The organism is Streptomyces vietnamensis, from assembly GCF_000830005.1.
GTDB classification, from domain to species: Bacteria; Actinomycetota; Actinomycetes; order Streptomycetales; family Streptomycetaceae; genus Streptomyces; species Streptomyces vietnamensis.
In genome coordinates, this window is the sequence record NZ_CP010407.1 from 8,164,575 (window position 1) to 8,183,347 (window position 18,773).

Sequence of the window (18,773 nt, forward strand, 5' to 3'; positions counted from 1 at the left end):
GCGTCACCTCCCGGCGCGGCCGCCCTTCGGTCGCGCCGGGACGCCCGGTCGTGGATACACCCGGGACTGTTTGACGCTGCCGAAGGCGAAGCTCGACTCGATCGACGCGATGCCCGGGATGGCGTGGATCCGGGTGCGCACGAGGGCCTCGTACGCCTCCAGGCTCTCGATGACGACCCGGAGCAGGTAGTCGCTGCTGCCGGCCATCAGATAGCAGTCCTGGATGTGATCGATGAGACCGATGTGCTCCTCGAAGACGTTGACGGCCTCGGCGGTGTGGCGCTCCAGCCTGATCCGTACGAAGACGGTGATCGGCAGCCCGAAGGCGACCTGGTCCACGGTGGCCGTGTAGCCGCTGATCAGGCCCGACTCCTCCAGGCGGCGCACGCGGCGCAGACAGGGGGAGGGGGACAGGCGGATCCGGTCGGCGAGGTCCTGGTTGGTCAGCCGGCCGTCCGCCTGCAACTCGTGGATGATCTCGAAGTCCACGGCGTCCATCGTCACTCCTTGGCAGATTCTGCCCTCACGCTATGTCCAGAGGGCAGAACTGGCAATCATCTGCCCCCACGCAAGCCCTAGTGTTGCTTATCGGGGCAAACACCGGCTTTCGGTTCCGCCCGTACGTCGAGAGCGGGAGGAATCGTCGGTGGTCGCACCACAATCGGTCGCGTCGGAATCGGAGCGGACGTCAGGGGCGGGGGTGCTCGCCGCCGCCGGTCCCCGGGGCCTGTCCCCGCAGGGCGTGGGCATGGTCGCGCTGGCGCTCACCGTGATGATCTGGGCCGCGTTCGCCCTCAGCGCCCGTGCTCTGAGCGCCTCCACGCTGCTGCCCGCCGACGCCGCCCTGCTGCGGTTCGGTGTGCCCCTCGTGGTCCTGGCGCCCGCGCTGTGGCGGCGTCGGCGCCGGCTGGCCGCGGTCCGGCCGGGCCCCGCACTCAAGATCATCTGTGGTGCGGGGGTGCCGTTCTTCCTCGCCGCCATGTACGGCGGATCGCTGACCTCGGCCGCCTTCGTCGGGGCGATCGTGCCCGGCATGGTCCCGCTGTTCGTCTCCGCCCTCATGGTCGCCGGCGGGAAGCGCGCGCCGCGCGGGACGCAGGCGGCCGGTCTCGCCCTCATCGTGGCCGGGGTCGTGGCCCTGGTCTGGCGCTACACCGCCGCCCTCGACGCCGACGTCCTGCTCGGTACGGGAACGCTGCTCGTCGCCAGCGGTCTGTGGGCCCTGTACACCGTGGGGCTGCGCGAGGTGGACCTCGACCCCGTCGGGTCGATCGGCCTGCTGTGCCTGCCGTCCTTCGCCGTCATCGGGCTGCTTGCCCTGACCGGCGTCCTGCCCACCGGGCTCGCCCGGGCGGCCGGCGGCGACATCCTGCTCTTCCTCGTCGTCCAGGGCCTGGGCGTCGGCCTCTGCGCCGGTCTGCTGTACGCCTTCGCCATCCGCCGGCTCGGCCCCGAACGCAGCTCGGTCGTCGGCAGCCTCAGCCCGGTCGCCGTCGTCCTGCTCGCCATGCCCCTGCTCGACGAGTCGCCGACCCTGCCCGTCGTGGTCGGCGTCCCCCTCATCACCCTCGGCGTCGCACTCGCCAACCGGCGCCCCCGAACCAAGGTCTCCCCCGATGCTTGAGCTTCTTCCCGCCCCGCCCGTGGACCCGCTGTGGGACCTGGCGGCCGAGTTCGCCGCCGACCCGCGCCCCGAGCGCCTCGACCTCGTCCTCGGCGTCTACCGCGACGCCACCGGGGTCACCCCGGTCATGGCGGCGGTCAGGGAGGCCGAGATACAGCTGGCGGAACGTTCCGGCACCAAGGAGTACCTCGGCCTGTCGGGCAACACCGCCTTCAACCGGGCCATGCTGTCGCTCGTGCTGGGCTCCGAGGAGCTCATGGGACGGGCGACGAGCGTCCAGACCGTGGCCGGCACCGGGGCCCTGCGGCTCCTCGCCGACCTCGTCCAGCAGACGCGCCCCGGCGCCACCGTGTGGATCAGCGACCCCGCGTACGTCAACCACCGCCCCATCCTGGAAGGCGCCGGGCTCACCGTCCGGACCTACCGGTGGCGCGACGACACCGGCCGACCGGACACCGAGGGCATGCTCGACGACCTGGCCGGCGCACGCCGCGGCGACGTCGTCCTGCTGCAGGGCTGCTGCCACAACCCCACCGGCGTGGACCCCTCCTCCGGTACGTGGGAGCAGCTCGCCGCACTCGCCGCGGCGAACGGCTGGGTCCCCTTCGTCGACCTCGCCTACCACGGCCTCGGCGACGGCCTCGCCGCCGACCTGGCACCGACCCGGATGCTGGCCGAACGGCTGCCGGAGGTGCTGATCGCCGTCAGCTGCTCGAAGAACTTCGGCCTCTACAGCGACCGCACCGGATGCGCCATCGTCCTCGGCTCGTCGAAGCGGACCCTGCGGCACGTCGAGACCGCCCTGCAGAACGCCGCCCGCACCCTGTACTCGATGCCGCCCGACCACGGTGCCGCGATCGTCGCCACCATCCTGGACGACGAGCACCTGCGGACGGAGTGGCTCGCGGAGCTCGGCGCGATGCGCCACCGGATCACGGCCAACAGGACCGACCTCGTCGCCCACCTCCGTGCCCTCGGGCACGAGGAGGAGGCCCGGTCCCTCGCCCGGCAGAAGGGCATGTTCTCGATGCTGCCCCTCACGCCGGACGGGATGCGGCGGATGCGCCGTCAGTCCGGCATCTACGGAACGGCCGCCGGGCGCATCAACATCGCGGGCGTCCCCGCGCACCGGATCCCCTTCCTGGCCCACGGCATCGCCACCGCCCTGCAGACGCCCCACACCGCCCGCTCCGTCTGAGCGGTCTACCCGGCGTCGAGCAGGGCGGGCAGGTCGGCGAAGGAGTCGAGCACGTGGTCGGGTGTCCCCGAGGCGTCGCGGTGCGTCTCGGGGAGGTACTTCCCCGTCTTCACCAGGACGCCGGTGATGCCCGACCGCTGGGCGGCGAGCACGTCGGACTCGATGTCGTCGCCGACCATCAGCGCCTCCGACGCGTCGACGTCGAGATGATCGAGGGCGCTCGCGAAGAACGCCGGAGCCGGCTTTCCCGTCACCTCCGCCTCGACACGGGCGGCCTTCTCGAGGCCTTCCAGGAAGGCCCCCGTGTCCAGGTCGAGCCCGCCCTCGGTGCGCCAGTACAGATTGCGGTGCATCGACACCAGTCGCGCCCCGCGCTGCAGTTGCCGGAACACCCGGTTGAGCGCCTCGTAGCCGAACTCGGCCCCCGCGCCCCCGAGCACGACGACGTCCACGTCCCCCTCCTCGACGAGCGTGACGCCGGCCAGGTCGTCCCGTACGTCCCCGCTGTTGAGCAGCAGACAGCGAGCACCGGGGAAGTGCTCGCGCAGATACGCCGCCGTGGCCGCCGGGGCGGTCAGGACGTCTCCGGCACCGACGGGGAAGCCGAGGTCGGCAAGGCGCGAGGCGATGGCGGCCCGCGTCCGTGACGTGTTGTTGGTGACCAGTGCCACCCGCAGCCCGGCCTCGCGCACCTGCTCCAGGGCTTGGACCGTCCCGGGCAGCGCCTTCCAGGACACGGTGAGGACGCCGTCGATGTCGATCAGGGCAGCCCGGATTCGCTCCATGAACCCGACGGTAGCCCCAGGGCCCCCGACCCGCCGCCCGCTCGCGACCGGCGCGCCCCCGTGCGAGGGAGGTGCGCCGTCCGCCGCTCGACGAGGAACGCGGTTCGTCCGGCCGCTGGAACGCGGGCTCCGCTACACGAGTGCCGCCCGGTCCAGGGCCTCGCGGGCCGCCGCCTCCGCGAGGGCGCGGTCCTCCGGGACCAGGCCGATGCGGGTGCGGCGGTCGAGGAGGTCGGAGGTGTCGAGGGCGCCCTCGTGGCGGACGGCCCACACGAGTTCGGCGCCGGTGACGGGGTGGCCGGGCACGACGGGCTCGGCGAGGGCGGGGTCCGCGAGACCGAGGGCGTGGACGGCCGGGGCTTCGGAACCGTAGCGCTGTACGAGGCGGGGCGGGACGTCGAGACCGGCGAGGGTCCCCGGGCGGGCCGCGCCGACGAGGGGGAGGGACGCGGTGCGGCACGGGCCGGCGGTCAGGCCGCGGGCGTCGACGGCCGCGTCGACGGCGTCCTGGGCCATGCGGCGGTAGGTGGTCAGCTTGCCGCCGACGACGGTGACGATGCCGTCGGGCGAGGTGAGCACGGCGTGCTTGCGCGAGATGTCGGCGGTGCGGCCCTCCGAGTCCCGGGTGTCGAGCAGGGGCCGCAGTCCGGCGAAGGCCCCGACCACGTCGGAGCGGTGGACGGTGACGTCGAGGGCGGAGCCGAGGACGTCGAGGAGGAAGCCGATGTCGGTCTCGGGGACCTCCGGCACGTCGGGGACGTCGCCGTCGACGGGCTCGTCGGTGAGGCCGACGTACACGCGTCCGTCGCCCTGGGGCAGGACGAGGACGAAGCGGTTCGTCTCGCCGGGGATCGGGATGTGCAGTCCGGCGGAGAGCCGCCCGAGGGTCTCGGAGCGCAGGACGAGATGGGTGCCGCGCGAGGGCCGGAGACGTACGTCGTCGACGAGGCCGCCCGCCCAGACACCGGCCGCGTTGACGACCGCACGCGCGCGGATGAGCAGCTCCTCGCCGGTGGTCTCGTCGCGGACCCGTGCGCCGCCGCCGTGGAGTTCCAGGGCGCGGACGCGGGTCAGGACGCGGGCACCGTGGGCGGCGGCGGTGCGGGCGATCGCGGTGACCAGACGGGCGTCGTCGGAGAGCTTGCCGTCCCAGGAGAGGAGCCCGCCGCGCAGCCCGACGGGACGCAGCGCGGGTGCGAGGTGGCGGGTCTCGACGGCGGAGAGGGTACGGGGCTGGGGCAGCGTGCGGCGGGAGGTGCGGGCGCCGACGCGCAGCAGGTCGCCCGCGAGGAAGCCGGCGCGGGCGAGGGCGGCCTGGCCGCGGCTGACGAGCGGGGTGAGGGGGAGCACGAAGGGCTGGGCGCGCACGAGGTGGGGAGCGGTGCGCTCCATGAGGATGCCGCGCTCGACGGCGCTCTCGTGGGCGACGTCGAGCTGTCCCGAGGCGAGGTAGCGCAGTCCGCCGTGGATCAGCTTGGAGCTCCAGCGGGAGGTGCCGAACGCGAGGTCGTGGGCGTCGATCGCGGCGACGCTGAGCCCGCGGGTGGCGGCGTCGAGCGCGGCTCCGGCTCCGGTGGCGCCGAGCCCGACGACGAGGACGTCGACGACGTCGCCGTCGCCGTCGGCGAGCCGCTCCAGTTCGCGCCGGCGCCGCTCGGCGTTCAGCGAGGAGCCGGGCAGGGCGGTGCCGCTCGTGGGGTTCACGGGGTTCATGGCGTGAGGGTCCTCTCCAGGAGGGTGCGCAGCTCGTCGAGGAAGGCCGCTTCGCTCAGTTCGGGATCGGTCTCGTCGGCCATGGTGCGCAGCGAGAGCGTGAAGGACTGGACGACGAGCAGCAGGGACCGGGCCTGCAGGTCGACGTGGACTCGGCGTACGGAACCGTCCTCGTGCCCGTCCTCCAGGGCCGTGACGAGGAGCCCGAGCAGGGCGTCCTGGCTGGCGCCCCGTCGGTCGAGGACGTACGGCAGCAGCAGCTCGGGGTCGACGTCGAGGATCTTCTGGAACAGCGGGTGGGCCCGGAACGCGGCGACTCCCGCCACCAACCCCTCGACGATCCGTTCCCGCTGGGGCCGGTCGTCCTCGTCGAGCGGCATGGCGCCGGCGGCGACGGCGATCCATTCACGGGTCATCAGGTCGCCGACGAGGGTGCGCACATCGGGCCAGCGCCGGTACAGCGTCATCCGGGACACGCCGGCCCGCCGGGCGACGTCGGTGAGGGTGGTTCGCCGTACGCCGACGGCGAGCACGCAGTCGCGTGCGGCGTCGAGCACGGGATCTGCGTCCGCATGGTTGTGACGAATGGGCGTCATCTGTCACAGTGTAATACCAGCGCGGGCCGAGCGGCAGCGCCGTCCGTGAAACAGACCGTGAGGAACCTCTCGAAGTGGACATGTTGTGGAGCGGCTGGGGCGACCCGGCCAAGGCGGCGCCCCTGCCCGAATCGGTGACCGGCCTGCTGCGGGACCTGCTCGGCGTCACGCCGCGCGAGAGCGGCCCGGCCGTCCTCGCCGACATCGACGTGCCCGCCCCGGCACTGACCGACGAGGCGAGCGCCGCCCTGCGCGCCGCCGTCCCCGCACCGGACGGCGTACGGGACGACGCCGAGAGCCGCATCCGGCACACCCGGGGCAAGTCGACCCCCGACCTCCTGCGCATCCGCGCCGGCGAGGTCGACGACATCCCGGCCGCCGTCGTCCTCCCCAGCAGCCACGACGAGGTCCTCGCCGTCCTCGCGGCCTGCGCCGAACACGGCCTGTCCGCCGTCCCGTTCGGCGGCGGCACCTCCGTCGTCGGCGGCCTCGCGCCCACCACCAAGCGCCCCTTCGTCGCCCTCGACCTCCGTCGCCTCGACCAGCTCCTCGCCCTCGACGAGGTGTCGCGCACCGCCACCCTGCACCCCGGCCTGCGCGGCCCCCAGTGCGAGGCGCTGCTCAACGAGCGGGGCTGGACGCTCGGCCACTTCCCGCAGTCCTTCGAATGGGCGTCCATCGGCGGCTTCGCCGCGGCCCGCTCCAGTGGCCAGGCCTCGGCCGGATACGGCCGCTTCGACGAGATGGTCCTCGGCCTGAAGGTCGCCACCCCCGAAGGCACGCTGTGGACCGGTCGGGCCCCGCGCTCCGCGGCCGGCCCCGACCTGCGCCAGCTGATCCTCGGCTCCGAGGGCGCCCTCGGCGTGATCACGTCCGTGACCGTGCGCATCCGCCCGCTGCCGCAGAAGCGGATCTACGAGGGCTGGCGCTTCGCCTCCTTCGAGGCGGGCACGACGGCCCTGCGCCGACTCGCCCAGGACGGCCCCCGGCCCACCGTGCTGCGCCTGTCCGACGAGTCGGAGACCTTCATCGGCCTCGCGCAGCCGGACGCCATCGGCAACACCGAACTCCCCGAGAACCCGGGCTGCATGGCCATCGTCGGCTTCGAGGGCACCGAGCAGGAGACGGCCGCCCGGCGCGCCGCCGCCCGTGAGGTCCTCCTCGCCTGCGACGGAGAGTTCATCGGTGAGGAGGCCGGCGACAAGTGGGAGCACGGCCGCTACAACGCGCCCTACCTGCGCGACGCGCTCCTCGACGCCGGCGCGTTCGCCGAGACGCTGGAGACGGCCGCCTTCTGGTCCGCGATCCCCGGCCTGTACACGGCGGTACGCGAGGCGCTGACCAGCACCCTCACCGAGGCCGGCACCCCGCCGCTCGTCATGTGCCACATCTCCCACACGTACGAGAACGGCGCCTCGCTGTACTTCACCGTCGTCTCCGCACAGGGCGAGGACGCCGTCGCGCACTGGGCGCCGGTGAAGCGGGCGGCCAACGACGCGATCCTGGCGGCGGGCGGCACCATCAGCCACCACCACGGCGTCGGCACCGACCACCGCGACTGGTACGCCCGCGAGATCGGCCCCCTCGGCATCCGCATGCTCCAGGCCGTCAAGGCCGAGATCGACCCGTCCGGCGTGCTCAGCCCCGGGGTCCTGATTCCCGTCCGCTGAGCACCGCCCTAGGGCCTGTCTGACCCCTCCCTCCCTAACCTCTCCTTCTGCCGCCCGGAGGCCAGATCCATGCGACAGTTCACCGCCGTCGTCAACCCCACCGCGGGGGGTTCCAGCGGCACGGCGGGCCTGCTCCCGCTGGCCCGGCTGCTGCGGGAGGCGGGCGCGCGGCTCGACACCGTCTACAGCCGCAGCCTGGAACACGCACAGGAACTCGCCCGGGAGGCCGGGGCGAAGGGGCACATCGTGCTCGCCGTCGGCGGTGACGGCATGGCCGGCACCGTCGGCGGCGCGCTCAGCGGCACGGACACGGTCTTCGGTCTGGTCCCCGCGGGCCGCGGCAACGACTTCGCGCGCGCCCTGGGACTTCCCACCGACGCGCCGGGCCTCGCCAAGGTGCTGCTCGACGGCGAACCGCGGGCCGTCGACACCGTCGAGGTGGAGTCCGCCAGGCACAAGGGGATCCACGTCCTCGGCAGCGTGTACGCGGGTGTCGACGCGGTGGCCAACCGCCACGCCAACGACTCCCGCCTGCTGCGCGGCGCGGCCTCCTACTACGCCGGCGGCCTCCGGGCGGTCCTCTCCTGGAAGCCCGCCGCGTACCGCATCACGATCGACGGGGTCCGGCACGAGCGCACCGGCTACACCGTGGTCGCGGCCAACTCCGGCTTCTACGGCTTCGGGAGGAACATCGCACCGGGCGCGCGGGTCGACGACGGCCTCCTCGACGTCGTGGTGATCAAGGAGGCGCCCAAGCGGCTCTTCTTCGCGATGATGAACGAACTGAAGACGGGCGCGCACGTGAACCGTCCCCAGATCGAGATCCTGCGCGGCAAGGAGGTCCGCATCGAGGCCGACCGCCCCCTGCCGTACGGCGCGGACGGCGAGGTCGACGCGACCCTGCCGGTGACCCTCAGGGTGAGGCCCGCGGCCCTCCGCGTACTGGCCTGACCACGGTCCGGGACCGCCCCTGACCGGTGGACACGACCGATGTCGGGCGTCGACGAGCACCCTGGGCCGCGCAAACCTAGCGTGGAGGGTGGGAACCGACGCGACGGAGGGACCACGGGCATGAACACCGGCATGGAGAAGGCCAAGGGCAGGATCAAGGAGATCGCCGGAAAGATCACCGGCCACGAACGCCTGGAGGCCGAGGGCAGGACGGACCAGATGAAGGCCAAGATCCGGCACACGATGACGAGCGTTCGCCACCGGGCCGAAGGCATCAGGGACTCGCTCAAGCACGACCGTTCCTAGGGCCCGGGCCGGAGCGCGTGGTCCGACAGGCCCTGGCGTGGGCACGGACGCCGGGGACGCACCCCGGTGGCGCGGGACGATCGGCACCTGGCCGGCCGTCGGCCTCGTGGTCGCCGTTCTCGTCGGGGCCAACCTGCTGTTGCACCACTGGACCGGACCGCTCCGCCTGGTGACGGCCGTCGCGGTCAGCGCCCTGCTCCTCGGCGTGCTCCGCTGGTCGGGCGGCACCCTGGCGGACGCGGGACTGGCACGCGGGACACTGGCCCGGGGTGCGAGATGGGCGCTGGTCCTGATCGGCCTCGTCGGACTCGTCTACGCCGTCGGAGCGCTGCTGCCGGACACCCGCTCGCTGTTCGAGGACCGTCGGTACGACGGGATGACCGGGAGCGAGTTGGCGGCGCGCGTTCTCGTGGTGGTCCCCGTCGGTACCGTCCTGGTGGAGGAGGTCGCCTTCCGCGGAGTGCTCTACGGGCTGGTGCGCCGAGCCCGTGGGACGGTCTGGGCGACCAGCGTGTCGAGTCTGCTGTTCGGTCTGTGGCACGTCCTGCCGTCCCTCCACCTGGCGGCGGCGAAACCCGCGCTGGCGAGCGTCGTCGGCGACTCCGCGCTCGGCGCCGTCCTCGCGATCGCGGCCGCCGTCCTGTTCACGGCGGCGGCGGGCGTCCTGTTCTGCGAACTGCGCCGCCGCAGCGGCAGTCTGCTGGCGCCCATGGGCCTGCACTGGGCGGTCAACGCGCTCGGCTACCTCGTCGGCTTCCTGCTGCGCTGACCGGGCGACCGTGTCGGGCGCACGGGGCTCAGCCGGCCGGCTGGATGATGTCCCGCAGTCGGTCCAGGTCCTGCGGAGTGAAGCCCGAGGGCCTCATGACGGCGTTCCAGCCGTCGACGTACGCGGCCTTGTACGTGTGACCGTGTCCGTCCGGCACGCCCGTGGAGAACGGCAGGTCGGCGGTGACCTGCCAGAAGGTCACGAAGGGGATCCAGACCATCTCTTCGAGCACGTCGCTGCCGGGCGCCTGGCCGATCCAGTCCGGTTCGGAGAACGCCAGGTTCGGGCTCCACCAGACGATCGGATCGGACGGGTGCATCAGGTACAGCACCCGCGTGCCGTTCCACTGCGCGTCCTCCGGAGGGATCCCGGCGGTCGGTTCGTCGGTGAACCGTACGGTCCGGCCCTCCTTGTAGACGGGCTCGATCTCCGGACTTCCCGCGTCGCGGTGGTCACTGAACTCGCGGAACAGGGTGTTGAAGTTCGGCGGACCGGCGAACAGGGTCCCGGCGGTGCGGTTGCGCAGGTCGTACTCCCCGCTGAAGGCCGTCTCGCCGCCGAACGACCCCAGGCTCTCGCCGGCGACGAACAGCTGCGGGCGCTTGTCCTGGGGCAGCTTGGACCAGACGTCGTAGACCGCGTCGAAGAGCTCCCGGCCGGCCTCGCGCGCCTTGGACTGGTCCACGAGGTAGGAGAGCCACGACGGCAGGTACGAGTACTGCATCGCCACGGTGGCGGAGTCGCCGCCGCCGAGGTACTCGAACGAGTCCACGGCGGCGGGGTCGACCCAGCCGCTTCCCGTGGTCGTCATGACGAGCAGGCGTGCGCGCTCGAAGCCGCCGGCCCGCTGGAGGTCCGCGACGGCCCGCTCGGCGCGCGCCTCCGTGTCGTCGGCGGTCTGGAGCCCCGCGTACGCCCGTACGGGCTCCAGCGCCGGGCGGTGGGTGAACGCGCCGATGTCCCGGGCCGACGGCCCGCTGCCGGTGAAGGCCCGGCCCTGGTAGCCCAGCGTGTCCCACGGCACCAGCGAACCGGGCCCGCCGGAGCGCAGGGTGGTGGTGGGTTGGTGCACGCCTTCGGGCGTCTCGTCGTCCCGCAGCGAGAACGCCTCGTTGGTCGCGTTCACGAAGCCGGCGAGCAGTACGCCGCTGACGACGGCCCAGGCCAGGCCCGCCACGACGACCCAGCCGACAACGCGCGCCGCGCGCGGCCCGATCCAGCGGCGGAGGAGACGGGCGAGCCACCGGTACAGGCGGCGCAGCCCCCGGCCTGCGAGCAGGAGGAGCCAGAAGACGAGCGCGGCCAGGAACGGGGAGGCGACGGCGGCGAGGACGTCGTAGTCGGTGACCCCCATGAGCTGGCGGATCTCGTGCTGCCAGTACTGGCCGAACCCGAACGCCAGGCCGAACAGCACGATCGCGCAGACGATCAGAACGCGCCACGACCGGCGGGAAGCGTCTCGCGCCTCCCGGTCGGCGAACGCGCGCCACACGTAGGCCGCGATCACGCCGAGCCCGTAGCCGATGGCCGCGCTGATGCCGCAGATCAACCCCTGGAGCACCCCGCCGCGAGGCAGCAGGGACGGGGTGAAGGAGAGACAGGCGAGGAGGAGCGCGCCCCAGCAGCCGGGGAGCGTGAACCGGAGCGATCGACGCCGTTTCGCGGAGCCGTCGTCCGGCACGGTGCCTTCGGTCTCGGCGGCCTCGTGGCCCGGGGAGCCGTCCGCCGGGGATGTGTGCGCATCAGGAGCCATGGCTGTCCTCCGGGAAAATGGTCCCAAGGCCCGCCCCGGCCCGCCACCTGTGACTCCCCTCCCCGCGGCCGCCCCGGCGCGGGCGACCCGGACCGGCCCTCAGCGGGGTCCGTGGGTCTGCAGGAACACCACCGGGCCGTCGTCAAGGCGGCCGGCCGCGTCCAGGTCGAGCAGGGCCGCGAGCGCCTTGGCGGTGTAGGTGCGTTCCAGGGCCAGGCCGGCCTGCGCCGATACGAGGGCGAGGGCACGGTCGCCGGCGGGGGTGGGGTGGGCGTAGCCGTCCCCCAGCCAGGCCGTCTCGGTGCGGATCGCCTCGGGAGCGGGCCCGGCGTCGTCCAGCTCGGCACCCCGGGCCCGGAGCAGGTCCGTGGAGCGGCGGGCCAGCTTGAGGAGGGTGGCGGAGTCCAGCTTCAGGGTGTCGTTGACGACGACGCCGAGGACGCGGGTGCGCAGCCCGGCGAGCCGCAGTCCGAGGGCGAGGCCCGCGGCGGTCCCGCCGGATCCGACGGCGGTGACGAGCCACGCCGGCTCCGGCAGCTCCCCGGCCTCGACCTGTGCGCCCAGCTCCAGGGCGATCTCGACGGCGCCGAGCGTGCCCAGCGGCGAGGAGCCGCCCGCCGGGAGGTAGTACGGGAGAGTGAGGCCGTGGGAGTGCCGGGCGAAGAGCCAGGGCGCGGCCAGGACCAGCCTGGTCTTGGTGTGCAGGAAGTGCAGTGTCGCTCCGGAGGCGCGCAGCCGTTCCAGCTGGGCCCGCACGTGTTCGTCGACCGGGTGGTCGATCAGGCCCAGGGCCACCCCGAGCCCCGCCTCCCGTGCGTACCGGGCGGTGGCGAGGCCCCAGTTGGTGCCGAGGCCGCCGACGGTGAGGATGGTCCTCGCGCCGCGCCGCCGGGCTTCGGGCAGCAGCCACTCCAGCTTGCGGACCTTGTTGCCGCCCCAGCCGCCGTCGCCGTATCCGCTCTCGTCCTTGATCCACAGCTCGGAACGCGTGCCCAGGCCGGGCAGCGGTCGTACCGGCGTGGGGGCCTCGCCCAGCCGGAGGAAGGGCAGCGAGTCGGCCAGTTCGGGACAGCGCCGGTGCAGCAGCGGAGGTCGCATGGGGGAGAGGGTAGATCCCCCGGCCGCCGACCGGACCGGCTTCGGCGTCGACTGCCGCGAACGGCCGTGCGGCGCCGGTCCGTTCACGGAGTCACGATCGGGAACTCCGGCTCGGGGGTGTCGAGGACCGCGAGCAGCCGGGGCAGGAGCGTGCGGTCACCGGTCATGGTGATGCCGTCGGTGCCCTTCCCGGCGAGGAGGGAGATGAGCTGGGGCTTGGTCATCGTCAGGGTCAGGCCCGCGTCGGGGGCGGGGCGGGTGTCCACGGTCCAGGTGAGCAGGCCGTTGGCGAGGCGCAGGTGCCAGTGGTCGCCGCCGATGTGCCAGTCCATCGCGATCCGCAGGGACCAGGCCTTCGGACCGTCGACGCGGACGGCCATGCTGTCGATGATCTGGCCGACGGTGAGGGCCAGGTACATGTCGGGGCCGAGGGTGGCGGTGGCGTGCGGCGTGATGCCGTGGAGGAGTTCCTGGGCCCCGGTGAGGTAGAAGTTCCGCCAGACGGCGTTCTCGACGGCCTGCCCCAGACGGGTGTAGAGCGCGGCGAGCTGTCGCCGGGCCCGGTCGTCCCCGGGGTCGTTGAAGACGGCGTGGTTGAGCAGGGTGACGGCGAAGCGCAGCTCGCCCCGGTCGGCGTAGTGCCGGGCGCGGGCGCGGACCGCGGCCTGGCCGCCCAGGGACTCCACCCAGAGACGGGCCTCCTCGACGGGCGGGTGCTCCCAGAGGTGGGCCGGGTTGCCGTCGAACCAGCCCATGTACCGCTGGTAGACCGCCTTGACGTTGTGGCTCAGCGAGCCGTAGTAGCCGCGGTTGGCCCAGACGCCTTCGAGCTGGGGCGGGAGCCGGAAGGTCTCCGCGATCTCGGTTCCGGTCATGCCCCGGTTGATCAGCCGGACCGTCTGGTCGTGGAGGTAGCCGTACAGGTCCCGCTGGTGGGTGAGGAGGCCGACGATGGCGTCGTTGCCCCAGGTGGGCCAGTGGTGCGAGGCGAAGGCGACGTCGGCGGCGCCTTCGTAGAGACCGATCGACTCGGTGAGGTAGCCGGCCCACGCGTGGGCGTCACGCACCTGGGCGCCGCGCAGGGTGAGGATGTTGTGCATGGTGTGGGTGGCGTTCTCCGCCATGCACACCGCGCGCAGGTCGGGGAAGAGGAAGTTCATCTCCTCCTGGCACTCGGTCCCCGGGGTCATCTGGAACCGGATCCGCACCCCGTCGAGGACGACCTCCTCTCCCGTGCTGCCGATGTACCAGGTGGGGGCGATGAGTCCGACGGCGCCGAGCGAGACCGTGAGGCCGAGCCCGCAGCCCACCTGCGCGCCCGCGTTCTTGGGCAGCGTGGAGCCGTACATGTAGGCGGCGCGGCGCGCCATCGCGGTGCCGACGTACACGTTCTCGCTGACCGCGTGCTCCATGAAGCCCTTCGGAGCGAGGACGGGCACGTCCCCGGCGCCCTGCGGCAGCACGCCCCGGCAGCCGCCGAAGTGGTCGACGTGCGGATGGGTGTAGATCATCGCCCGGACCGCGCGGTCGCCGCGGTGCTCGCGGTAGAGCAGCAGGGCCGCGGCGGCGGTCTCGGCGGAGATGAGCGGGTCGATGACGATGATGCCGGTGTCGCCCTCGACGATCGTCATGTTGGACAGGTCCAGCCCCCTGACCTGGTAGATCCGGTCGGTGACCCGGTACAGACCCTGGCGCGACAGGAGCCGCGCCTGCCGCCACAGGCTGGGGTCGACGGTCTCGGGGCCGCTCTGGCCGCCCTCCGCGTCGGCGAGGAAGCGGTACGCGTCGGGGTCCCAGGCGGTCTTCCCGGCGGCGGTGGTGATCGGTCCGCCGGTGAACGCGGCGATGAACCCGCGGTCCGCGTCGGCGAAGTCGGCCACGTCCTCGTACGGGAGCCCGTCGGTCCGCGTGGGGGTCGGCATCCCCTGGGGCAGGTGCCCGCTCCCGACGAGCGCCTGGGCGGTCTGCGGGTTCAGGGAGACGGAGGCGGCCGCGGCGCCCATCGCGGCGGCGGCCGCGACGAAGCCGCGCCGGTTCATCGGAGTCATGGCAGGGTCACGTCCTTGTCGGCTCTCGGTGAGGACGCCCACTATTGCAGTCCGACTGCAATACGAGTCAAGAGGTGCGCGGCACGACGTTCAGGAGGGCCCGCAACGTGCGCTCGATCGCCGCCCCGGCAGCGGTCACGTCGAGCCCCCGGCGGGACCGCAGATGGTCCCAGACCGCCCAGGACGAGGAGGCCTCCAGCGCGTCGAGCAGCCCTCCGGGCCCTTCGGCCTCCGGAATCCGCCCCAGCTCCGGCGCGAACACCGCGGCGAGGTCCGCCCGGAACCAGGCGTCGCCCTCCGCCATCACCCCGCGCAGGCCCGGCGAATCCGGTTCCAGACCGAGCCCGATCCTGCGGATCGGCGTCATCACCTCGTACATCCGGCCGCGCTGCGCTACGAGCGCCCCCACCTTGCGTGCCGTCTCCCAGGCGGGCGGTACCGGTTCCGCGTGGACGCGCCACCGCTCGGCCTGCCGCCGCGCAGCCGCCACGTACAGCGCCTCGCGGTCGGCGAAGTGCACGAAGACCGTCCGCTCGGACACTCCCGCCCGCTCCGCGATCGCCTTCCTGGTGGGTTCCCGGCCGCTCTCCGAGATCAGCTGGAGCAGCGCGTCGAGCAGCGCCGCGTACGTCCACTCCGGGTCCCGCCGACGCCGTCCCCGCGCGCCGGAATCCGCACGTCCGGGGCCCTTTCCCGCCTCTGTGTCACTCACCGACCCATGGTGGCAGAGGAGCAGAAGGACAGGAGCGGGGGCCGGACGGTCTCGGGCCGGCCGCCGGTGGGCAGGGGCCTCCGCCCCCACCCGTGACCGAGGTCCCGGCCGGAACGGGCCGGGACCTCGGTCGTATCGGTCAGAAGACGCGCCAGGCGACGGCGTACGGCTGGGCGAACTGGGTGATCCGGAAGGCGCGGACGACGACCTCGGCCTCGCCGGCCGGGACGTTCTCCCAGTTGACCTGCTCGACGTTGTTGACACGGTCGAACCCGGGATCCGTGCCCATGTTGCCGTGGCGTTCCTGGCCGCCCGCCCGGACGATCAGGTCGAGGTCGTTCTGCAGGGCCTTGCCAGGGGGGTCCGTCCAGACGAGGGTGACCTTCAGACGGGTCGCCCCTTCAGGGATCGTGATCTGGAACGCCCGCTCTTCTCCCTGGTTCAACTCCTTGGCGTCGGCGAAGCCCGCCCGGCCGGCGTCGGTCGGCAGGACGACGGCCTGCTGGAGGTTGACGAGGCCGAAGCCGGAGTTGTTGTTGGGGGAGGCGCCCGCCTCGCTGGGGAGGTACTGGCCCTTCAGCTCGTCGGCACCGTTGACCAGCATGGCCTTGATGAGCGCCGCGCTGGGCTTGGGCGTGCCGTTCTTCACCAGCGTCTCGCGGAGTACCGCCACACAGCCGGCGACCAGCGGGGTGGCCATGCTGGTGCCGCTCTCGAACACGTAGTCCGGGTCCGTGGAGAAACCGGGCTGGCCGTTGGGCAACGCGCGCGAGCGCGCCGAGAGGATGAACGTGCCGGGACCGACGACAGTGGGCGCGATCCGGCCTTCCTGGGTCGGGCCGCGGCTGCTGAAGGCCGCCATCCCGGCGGGGTTGTCCGCCATCCGGTCGTTGTGGATCGGCGGGGCGGGGAAACGGAGCATCCCGCCCTTCAGTTGGGAGTACGTGGTGGGGATCTGGGGGCGGTCGCCCTCGCTGGCGCCCACGACGATGATGTTCTTGGCCCCGGTCTCCCCGCTGACCGACCTCAGGTTGACGCGGCCGTCGCCGTCCCGGTCCTCACCGGAATTGCCCGCGGCGAAGAGGATGACGAAGTCCTTGTTCTGCCACACCATCTGATCGGCCTCGAACGCGGCGGCGTTGTACGGAAGACCCGGGGTGACCGGGCCCCACGAGTTGGTGTGGATCCGCGCCCCGTCCTCCAGGAAGGGCGGCTCGAACAGGTCGAGCAGGTTGTCAGGGATGCCGCCGAGTTCGCCGTCCTCGTTCAGCAAGGACTGGAGGACCAGTCTCGCCTCGGGGGCCGTGCCGGTGATGGCGCCACCCATCGACGCCGACGTCCCGTCGCCGAGGACCGAGCCCGCCACATGGGTGCCGTGCCCGTCGGGGTCGTCCGTCCGTGCGGGGCTCGTACGGCCCAGGGCGACCAGACGCTTGACCCGGCCGGTGAAGGCCGGGTGCACATTGGTGGTGGACCCCTTGTCGAGCCCGGTGTCGGCGACGCACACGATCTGGCCCTCGCCCCGGAACTTCGTGCCGTTGAGCGACACGTGGGCGTGCATGAGGTTCCCCGCGACGGTGTTGTACAGCACCCTCTCGGGGACCTCCTCGATCTCCTTCACCTCGTCGATCGCGGCCAGGGCGGCGAGGTCCTCGTCGCGGACCGTCATGCGGACCTTGCCGCGATCGGGCCGTACGTCGCCGACGCTGCCACCGGCTGCCACCGCGATCCGGTCGCGCAGCCCGTCCTCACTGACGTCGACGTCCTCGTGCAGGACGATGTCGACGGTGTGGGTCGCGGGACCCGCACCGTCCATGGGCTCGGCCAGCTCGGCGATGCTCGTACGCAGCCGCGCCGGCCGGAGCGACTGGGCGATCTTGAAGCCCTTGAAGTACACGTCCGCCCAGGCCACGAAGGGCAGGGCGCGTACCGCGTCCAGATCCGTGGACCGGAAGCCGCACAGATAGGTGTCGTCCGGAACGTATTCCTGGATCACCACCCCGAGTGCCGAGAGTTCGTCCTTCTCCTCGGCTGTGGGCGGATGTGTGGTCTGGACGAGCACGTAGTTGGACGCGGCGGCGTTCTCTGACGTGAGCGAAACGGCGGCCAGCTCATTGGCCTCGGCCAACGGGTCCACCGTCACGCCGTTGATGGTGATACGGGACATGCCGAACTCCCGGAGGGTGCGGGTGAGGGGGAAGGCGCGCCCCGGGCGGTCGGGATGGTCTCTACCGCTGCCCGTGCCGACGCCCGCGCGTCAGGAGCTTTCCGGTCCCACGGCACGCCTGGCTGCACGTCACTTCCGTACGACCAACACGCTAGGGGCGCGGGCGTCCACCGGCACGCGGAGTCCACGGGAAGACCGCCATCCGGGCCCGATGTTGCTCCGAAGGAGGCACACGGGACCAGTTCCCCGGTCGCCACCAGTGCGAACGCCGGGGAATCGTCACAGGAGCATCACACAGGCTGCGCACAGTCTTTCGAAAGCTTCGTTAGCGTTGCAGGCTGCTCGAATCCGTTTGCAAACGTGACCGGGCCGCGGGCTCATCGGGTCGGCGGCATGTCGAACCCGAAAGACGGAGATGGACTACTGCTCGTCGTGCCGCCGACATCTCAACGGTGCCCTGGTGTGCCCCGGATGCGGCGCCTACGCCCCGGACATCGCCCCGACCACCACCGGCGGCCGCATCGTCCCCGCCCCGGTGGCCGCAAGGACGACGGGGGAGGCACCCTCGCCGGGCACCGCTTCCTCGGACACCTGGCACGCCGGTCGGCCGCTCGACGGGATACCCGTCGGCGCCGTCCTGGAAGGAACCGCGGGGAGCGACTCCGCGGTGGAACTCGTCGGCGCGTCCACGTGGGCGGAGGGGCGGGCGGCACGGCGTCGCCAGCGTGCCCGCTGGAGGAAGAACCAGCGCCGGGCCGTGGTCGCGACCGCCGTCGCACTCGTCGGCGGTGGCCTGACCGTGAACGCGATGGACCGGCAGTCCGGCGACCGGGCCCAGGCGGCCACGGCGCCGCAGGACCCGGGAACGGACGCCGCCGAGGACCGGACGGAGCAGGAAACGCCTCCTCCTTCTGCTGCTGCACAACCTGATGCCCGGCGCGCATCAGCCGCACCGTCCACGCCGTCCGCAGCGCCGCCCGCGCCCGCCCGGCCGCGCCGGCAGTACGCAACGACCTCCCTCCGCACGACGTCGCCGATCGCCGAGGCGCATGCCGCTGTGCCCGTTCACAGGACGGAGCCGACGGCCCCGCAACCGCAGAGCACCGCACCGGCCTCCCCGGCCCCGGCCCCCGCCCGCACGAGTACGACAGACGCACCGAACACGCCGACACAGCCCCCTGCCGCCACGGACGCCACCGACTCCCCGAGCCGGCAACCGACGACCCGGCCGAACGCGACACCGGCCTCGACCTCTCCGTCGGAGATATGCCTGCTCGTGGTGTGCCTGCCCGTCTCCTCGTCCTGACCCGACGGATTGTCTCGGAGGGGAACGTCCCGGCGTGGCACGGCAGGGCGCAGGCCCTGGCACTTCCCCTCGCGCTG

General features: G+C 72.7%; 16 protein-coding genes. 7 read left to right on the forward strand and 9 right to left on the reverse strand.

The annotated features are described in order from the left end of the window. Nucleotides 1–3: 3 nt before the first annotated feature. Nucleotides 4–498: an Lrp/AsnC family transcriptional regulator gene (locus SVTN_RS36340; protein ID WP_041132895.1), complete on the reverse strand. Its 495-nt coding sequence runs from the start codon at nt 496–498 to the stop codon at nt 4–6. A gap of 148 nt (nt 499–646) precedes the next feature. Here SVTN_RS36340 and SVTN_RS36345 point away from each other — a divergent pair, with 148 nt between their 5' ends. Both SVTN_RS36345 and SVTN_RS36350 read left to right on the forward strand, forming a co-directional pair. Continuing rightward, nucleotides 647–1,624: a DMT family transporter gene (locus SVTN_RS36345; protein ID WP_245727767.1), complete on the forward strand. Its 978-nt coding sequence runs from the start codon at nt 647–649 to the stop codon at nt 1,622–1,624. Beyond that, nucleotides 1,617–2,822 (forward strand): amino acid aminotransferase, encoded by a 1,206-nt coding sequence (locus tag SVTN_RS36350; RefSeq protein WP_041132896.1) that lies wholly within the window; start codon nt 1,617–1,619, stop codon nt 2,820–2,822. The genes SVTN_RS36345 and SVTN_RS36350 overlap by 8 nt, the downstream gene beginning before the upstream one ends. Before the next feature lie 5 nt (nt 2,823–2,827). Here SVTN_RS36350 and SVTN_RS36355 read toward each other — a convergent pair whose 3' ends face one another. From SVTN_RS36355 to SVTN_RS36365, 3 genes are all read right to left on the reverse strand, one after another. Further along, nucleotides 2,828–3,607 (reverse strand): HAD-IIA family hydrolase, encoded by a 780-nt coding sequence (locus SVTN_RS36355; RefSeq protein WP_174518309.1) that lies wholly within the window; start codon nt 3,605–3,607, stop codon nt 2,828–2,830. 132 nt (nt 3,608–3,739) lie between these two features. Then, on the reverse strand, nt 3,740–5,320 hold the full coding sequence (locus SVTN_RS36360; RefSeq protein WP_245727769.1) for a glycerol-3-phosphate dehydrogenase/oxidase: 1,581 nt from the start codon (nt 5,318–5,320) through the stop codon (nt 3,740–3,742). Next, complete coding sequence (locus tag SVTN_RS36365) at nt 5,317–5,916, reverse strand: TetR/AcrR family transcriptional regulator (protein WP_063782305.1); 600 nt, start codon at nt 5,914–5,916, stop codon at nt 5,317–5,319. Before SVTN_RS36365 ends, SVTN_RS36360 begins: the two co-directional genes overlap by 4 nt. Nucleotides 5,917–5,990: 74 nt before the next feature. Here SVTN_RS36365 and SVTN_RS36370 point away from each other — a divergent pair, with 74 nt between their 5' ends. The 4 genes from SVTN_RS36370 (at nt 5,991) to SVTN_RS36385 (ending at nt 9,612) form a co-directional block, all read left to right on the forward strand. Beyond that, on the forward strand, nt 5,991–7,586 hold the full coding sequence (locus SVTN_RS36370; protein ID WP_041132898.1) for an FAD-binding oxidoreductase: 1,596 nt from the start codon (nt 5,991–5,993) through the stop codon (nt 7,584–7,586). Nucleotides 7,587–7,655: 69 nt separating this feature from the next. Further along, nucleotides 7,656–8,537, forward strand: coding sequence for a diacylglycerol/lipid kinase family protein (locus SVTN_RS36375; RefSeq protein ID WP_041132899.1), 882 nt, complete (start codon nt 7,656–7,658; stop codon nt 8,535–8,537). Nucleotides 8,538–8,657: 120 nt separating this feature from the next. Next, nucleotides 8,658–8,843 carry a CsbD family protein gene (locus SVTN_RS36380; protein WP_041132900.1) on the forward strand — a complete coding sequence of 62 codons (186 nt, stop codon included), beginning with the start codon at nt 8,658–8,660 and terminating at the stop codon, nt 8,841–8,843. A 37-nt stretch (nt 8,844–8,880) separates the two neighbouring features. Next, complete coding sequence (locus SVTN_RS36385) at nt 8,881–9,612, forward strand: CPBP family intramembrane glutamic endopeptidase (RefSeq protein ID WP_078908643.1); 732 nt, start codon at nt 8,881–8,883, stop codon at nt 9,610–9,612. Nucleotides 9,613–9,640: 28 nt separating this feature from the next. Here SVTN_RS36385 and SVTN_RS36390 read toward each other — a convergent pair whose 3' ends face one another. The 5 genes from SVTN_RS36390 to SVTN_RS36410 all read right to left on the reverse strand — a co-directional run bounded on the left by SVTN_RS36390 (nt 9,641) and on the right by SVTN_RS36410 (nt 17,390). Continuing rightward, entirely contained in the window at nt 9,641–11,365 is a 1,725-nt protein-coding gene (locus SVTN_RS36390; RefSeq protein WP_078908644.1) for an alpha/beta hydrolase, read from the reverse strand. A gap of 99 nt (nt 11,366–11,464) precedes the next feature. Then, nucleotides 11,465–12,463 carry a 1-aminocyclopropane-1-carboxylate deaminase/D-cysteine desulfhydrase gene (locus SVTN_RS36395; RefSeq protein ID WP_041132901.1) on the reverse strand — a complete coding sequence of 333 codons (999 nt, stop codon included), beginning with the start codon at nt 12,461–12,463 and terminating at the stop codon, nt 11,465–11,467. 83 nt (nt 12,464–12,546) lie between these two features. Beyond that, nucleotides 12,547–14,511: an alkyl/aryl-sulfatase gene (locus SVTN_RS36400; RefSeq protein WP_041132902.1), complete on the reverse strand. Its 1,965-nt coding sequence runs from the start codon at nt 14,509–14,511 to the stop codon at nt 12,547–12,549. Between the two features lie 67 nt (nt 14,512–14,578). After that, entirely contained in the window at nt 14,579–15,223 is a 645-nt protein-coding gene (locus SVTN_RS36405) for a TetR/AcrR family transcriptional regulator (RefSeq protein WP_041132903.1), read from the reverse strand. Nucleotides 15,224–15,362: 139 nt separating this feature from the next. Then, nucleotides 15,363–17,390, reverse strand: a complete 2,028-nt coding sequence (locus tag SVTN_RS36410) for a S8 family serine peptidase (RefSeq protein WP_041132904.1) — start codon at nt 17,388–17,390, stop codon at nt 15,363–15,365. Nucleotides 17,391–17,805: 415 nt separating this feature from the next. Between SVTN_RS36410 and SVTN_RS46695 the strand changes: the two genes are divergently transcribed. Further along, the gene (locus SVTN_RS46695) at nt 17,806–18,696 is read left to right on the forward strand and encodes an SCO2400 family protein (RefSeq protein ID WP_425429034.1); all 891 of its coding nucleotides are present in this window, start codon (nt 17,806–17,808) and stop codon (nt 18,694–18,696) included. Nucleotides 18,697–18,773 lie beyond the last annotated feature (77 nt).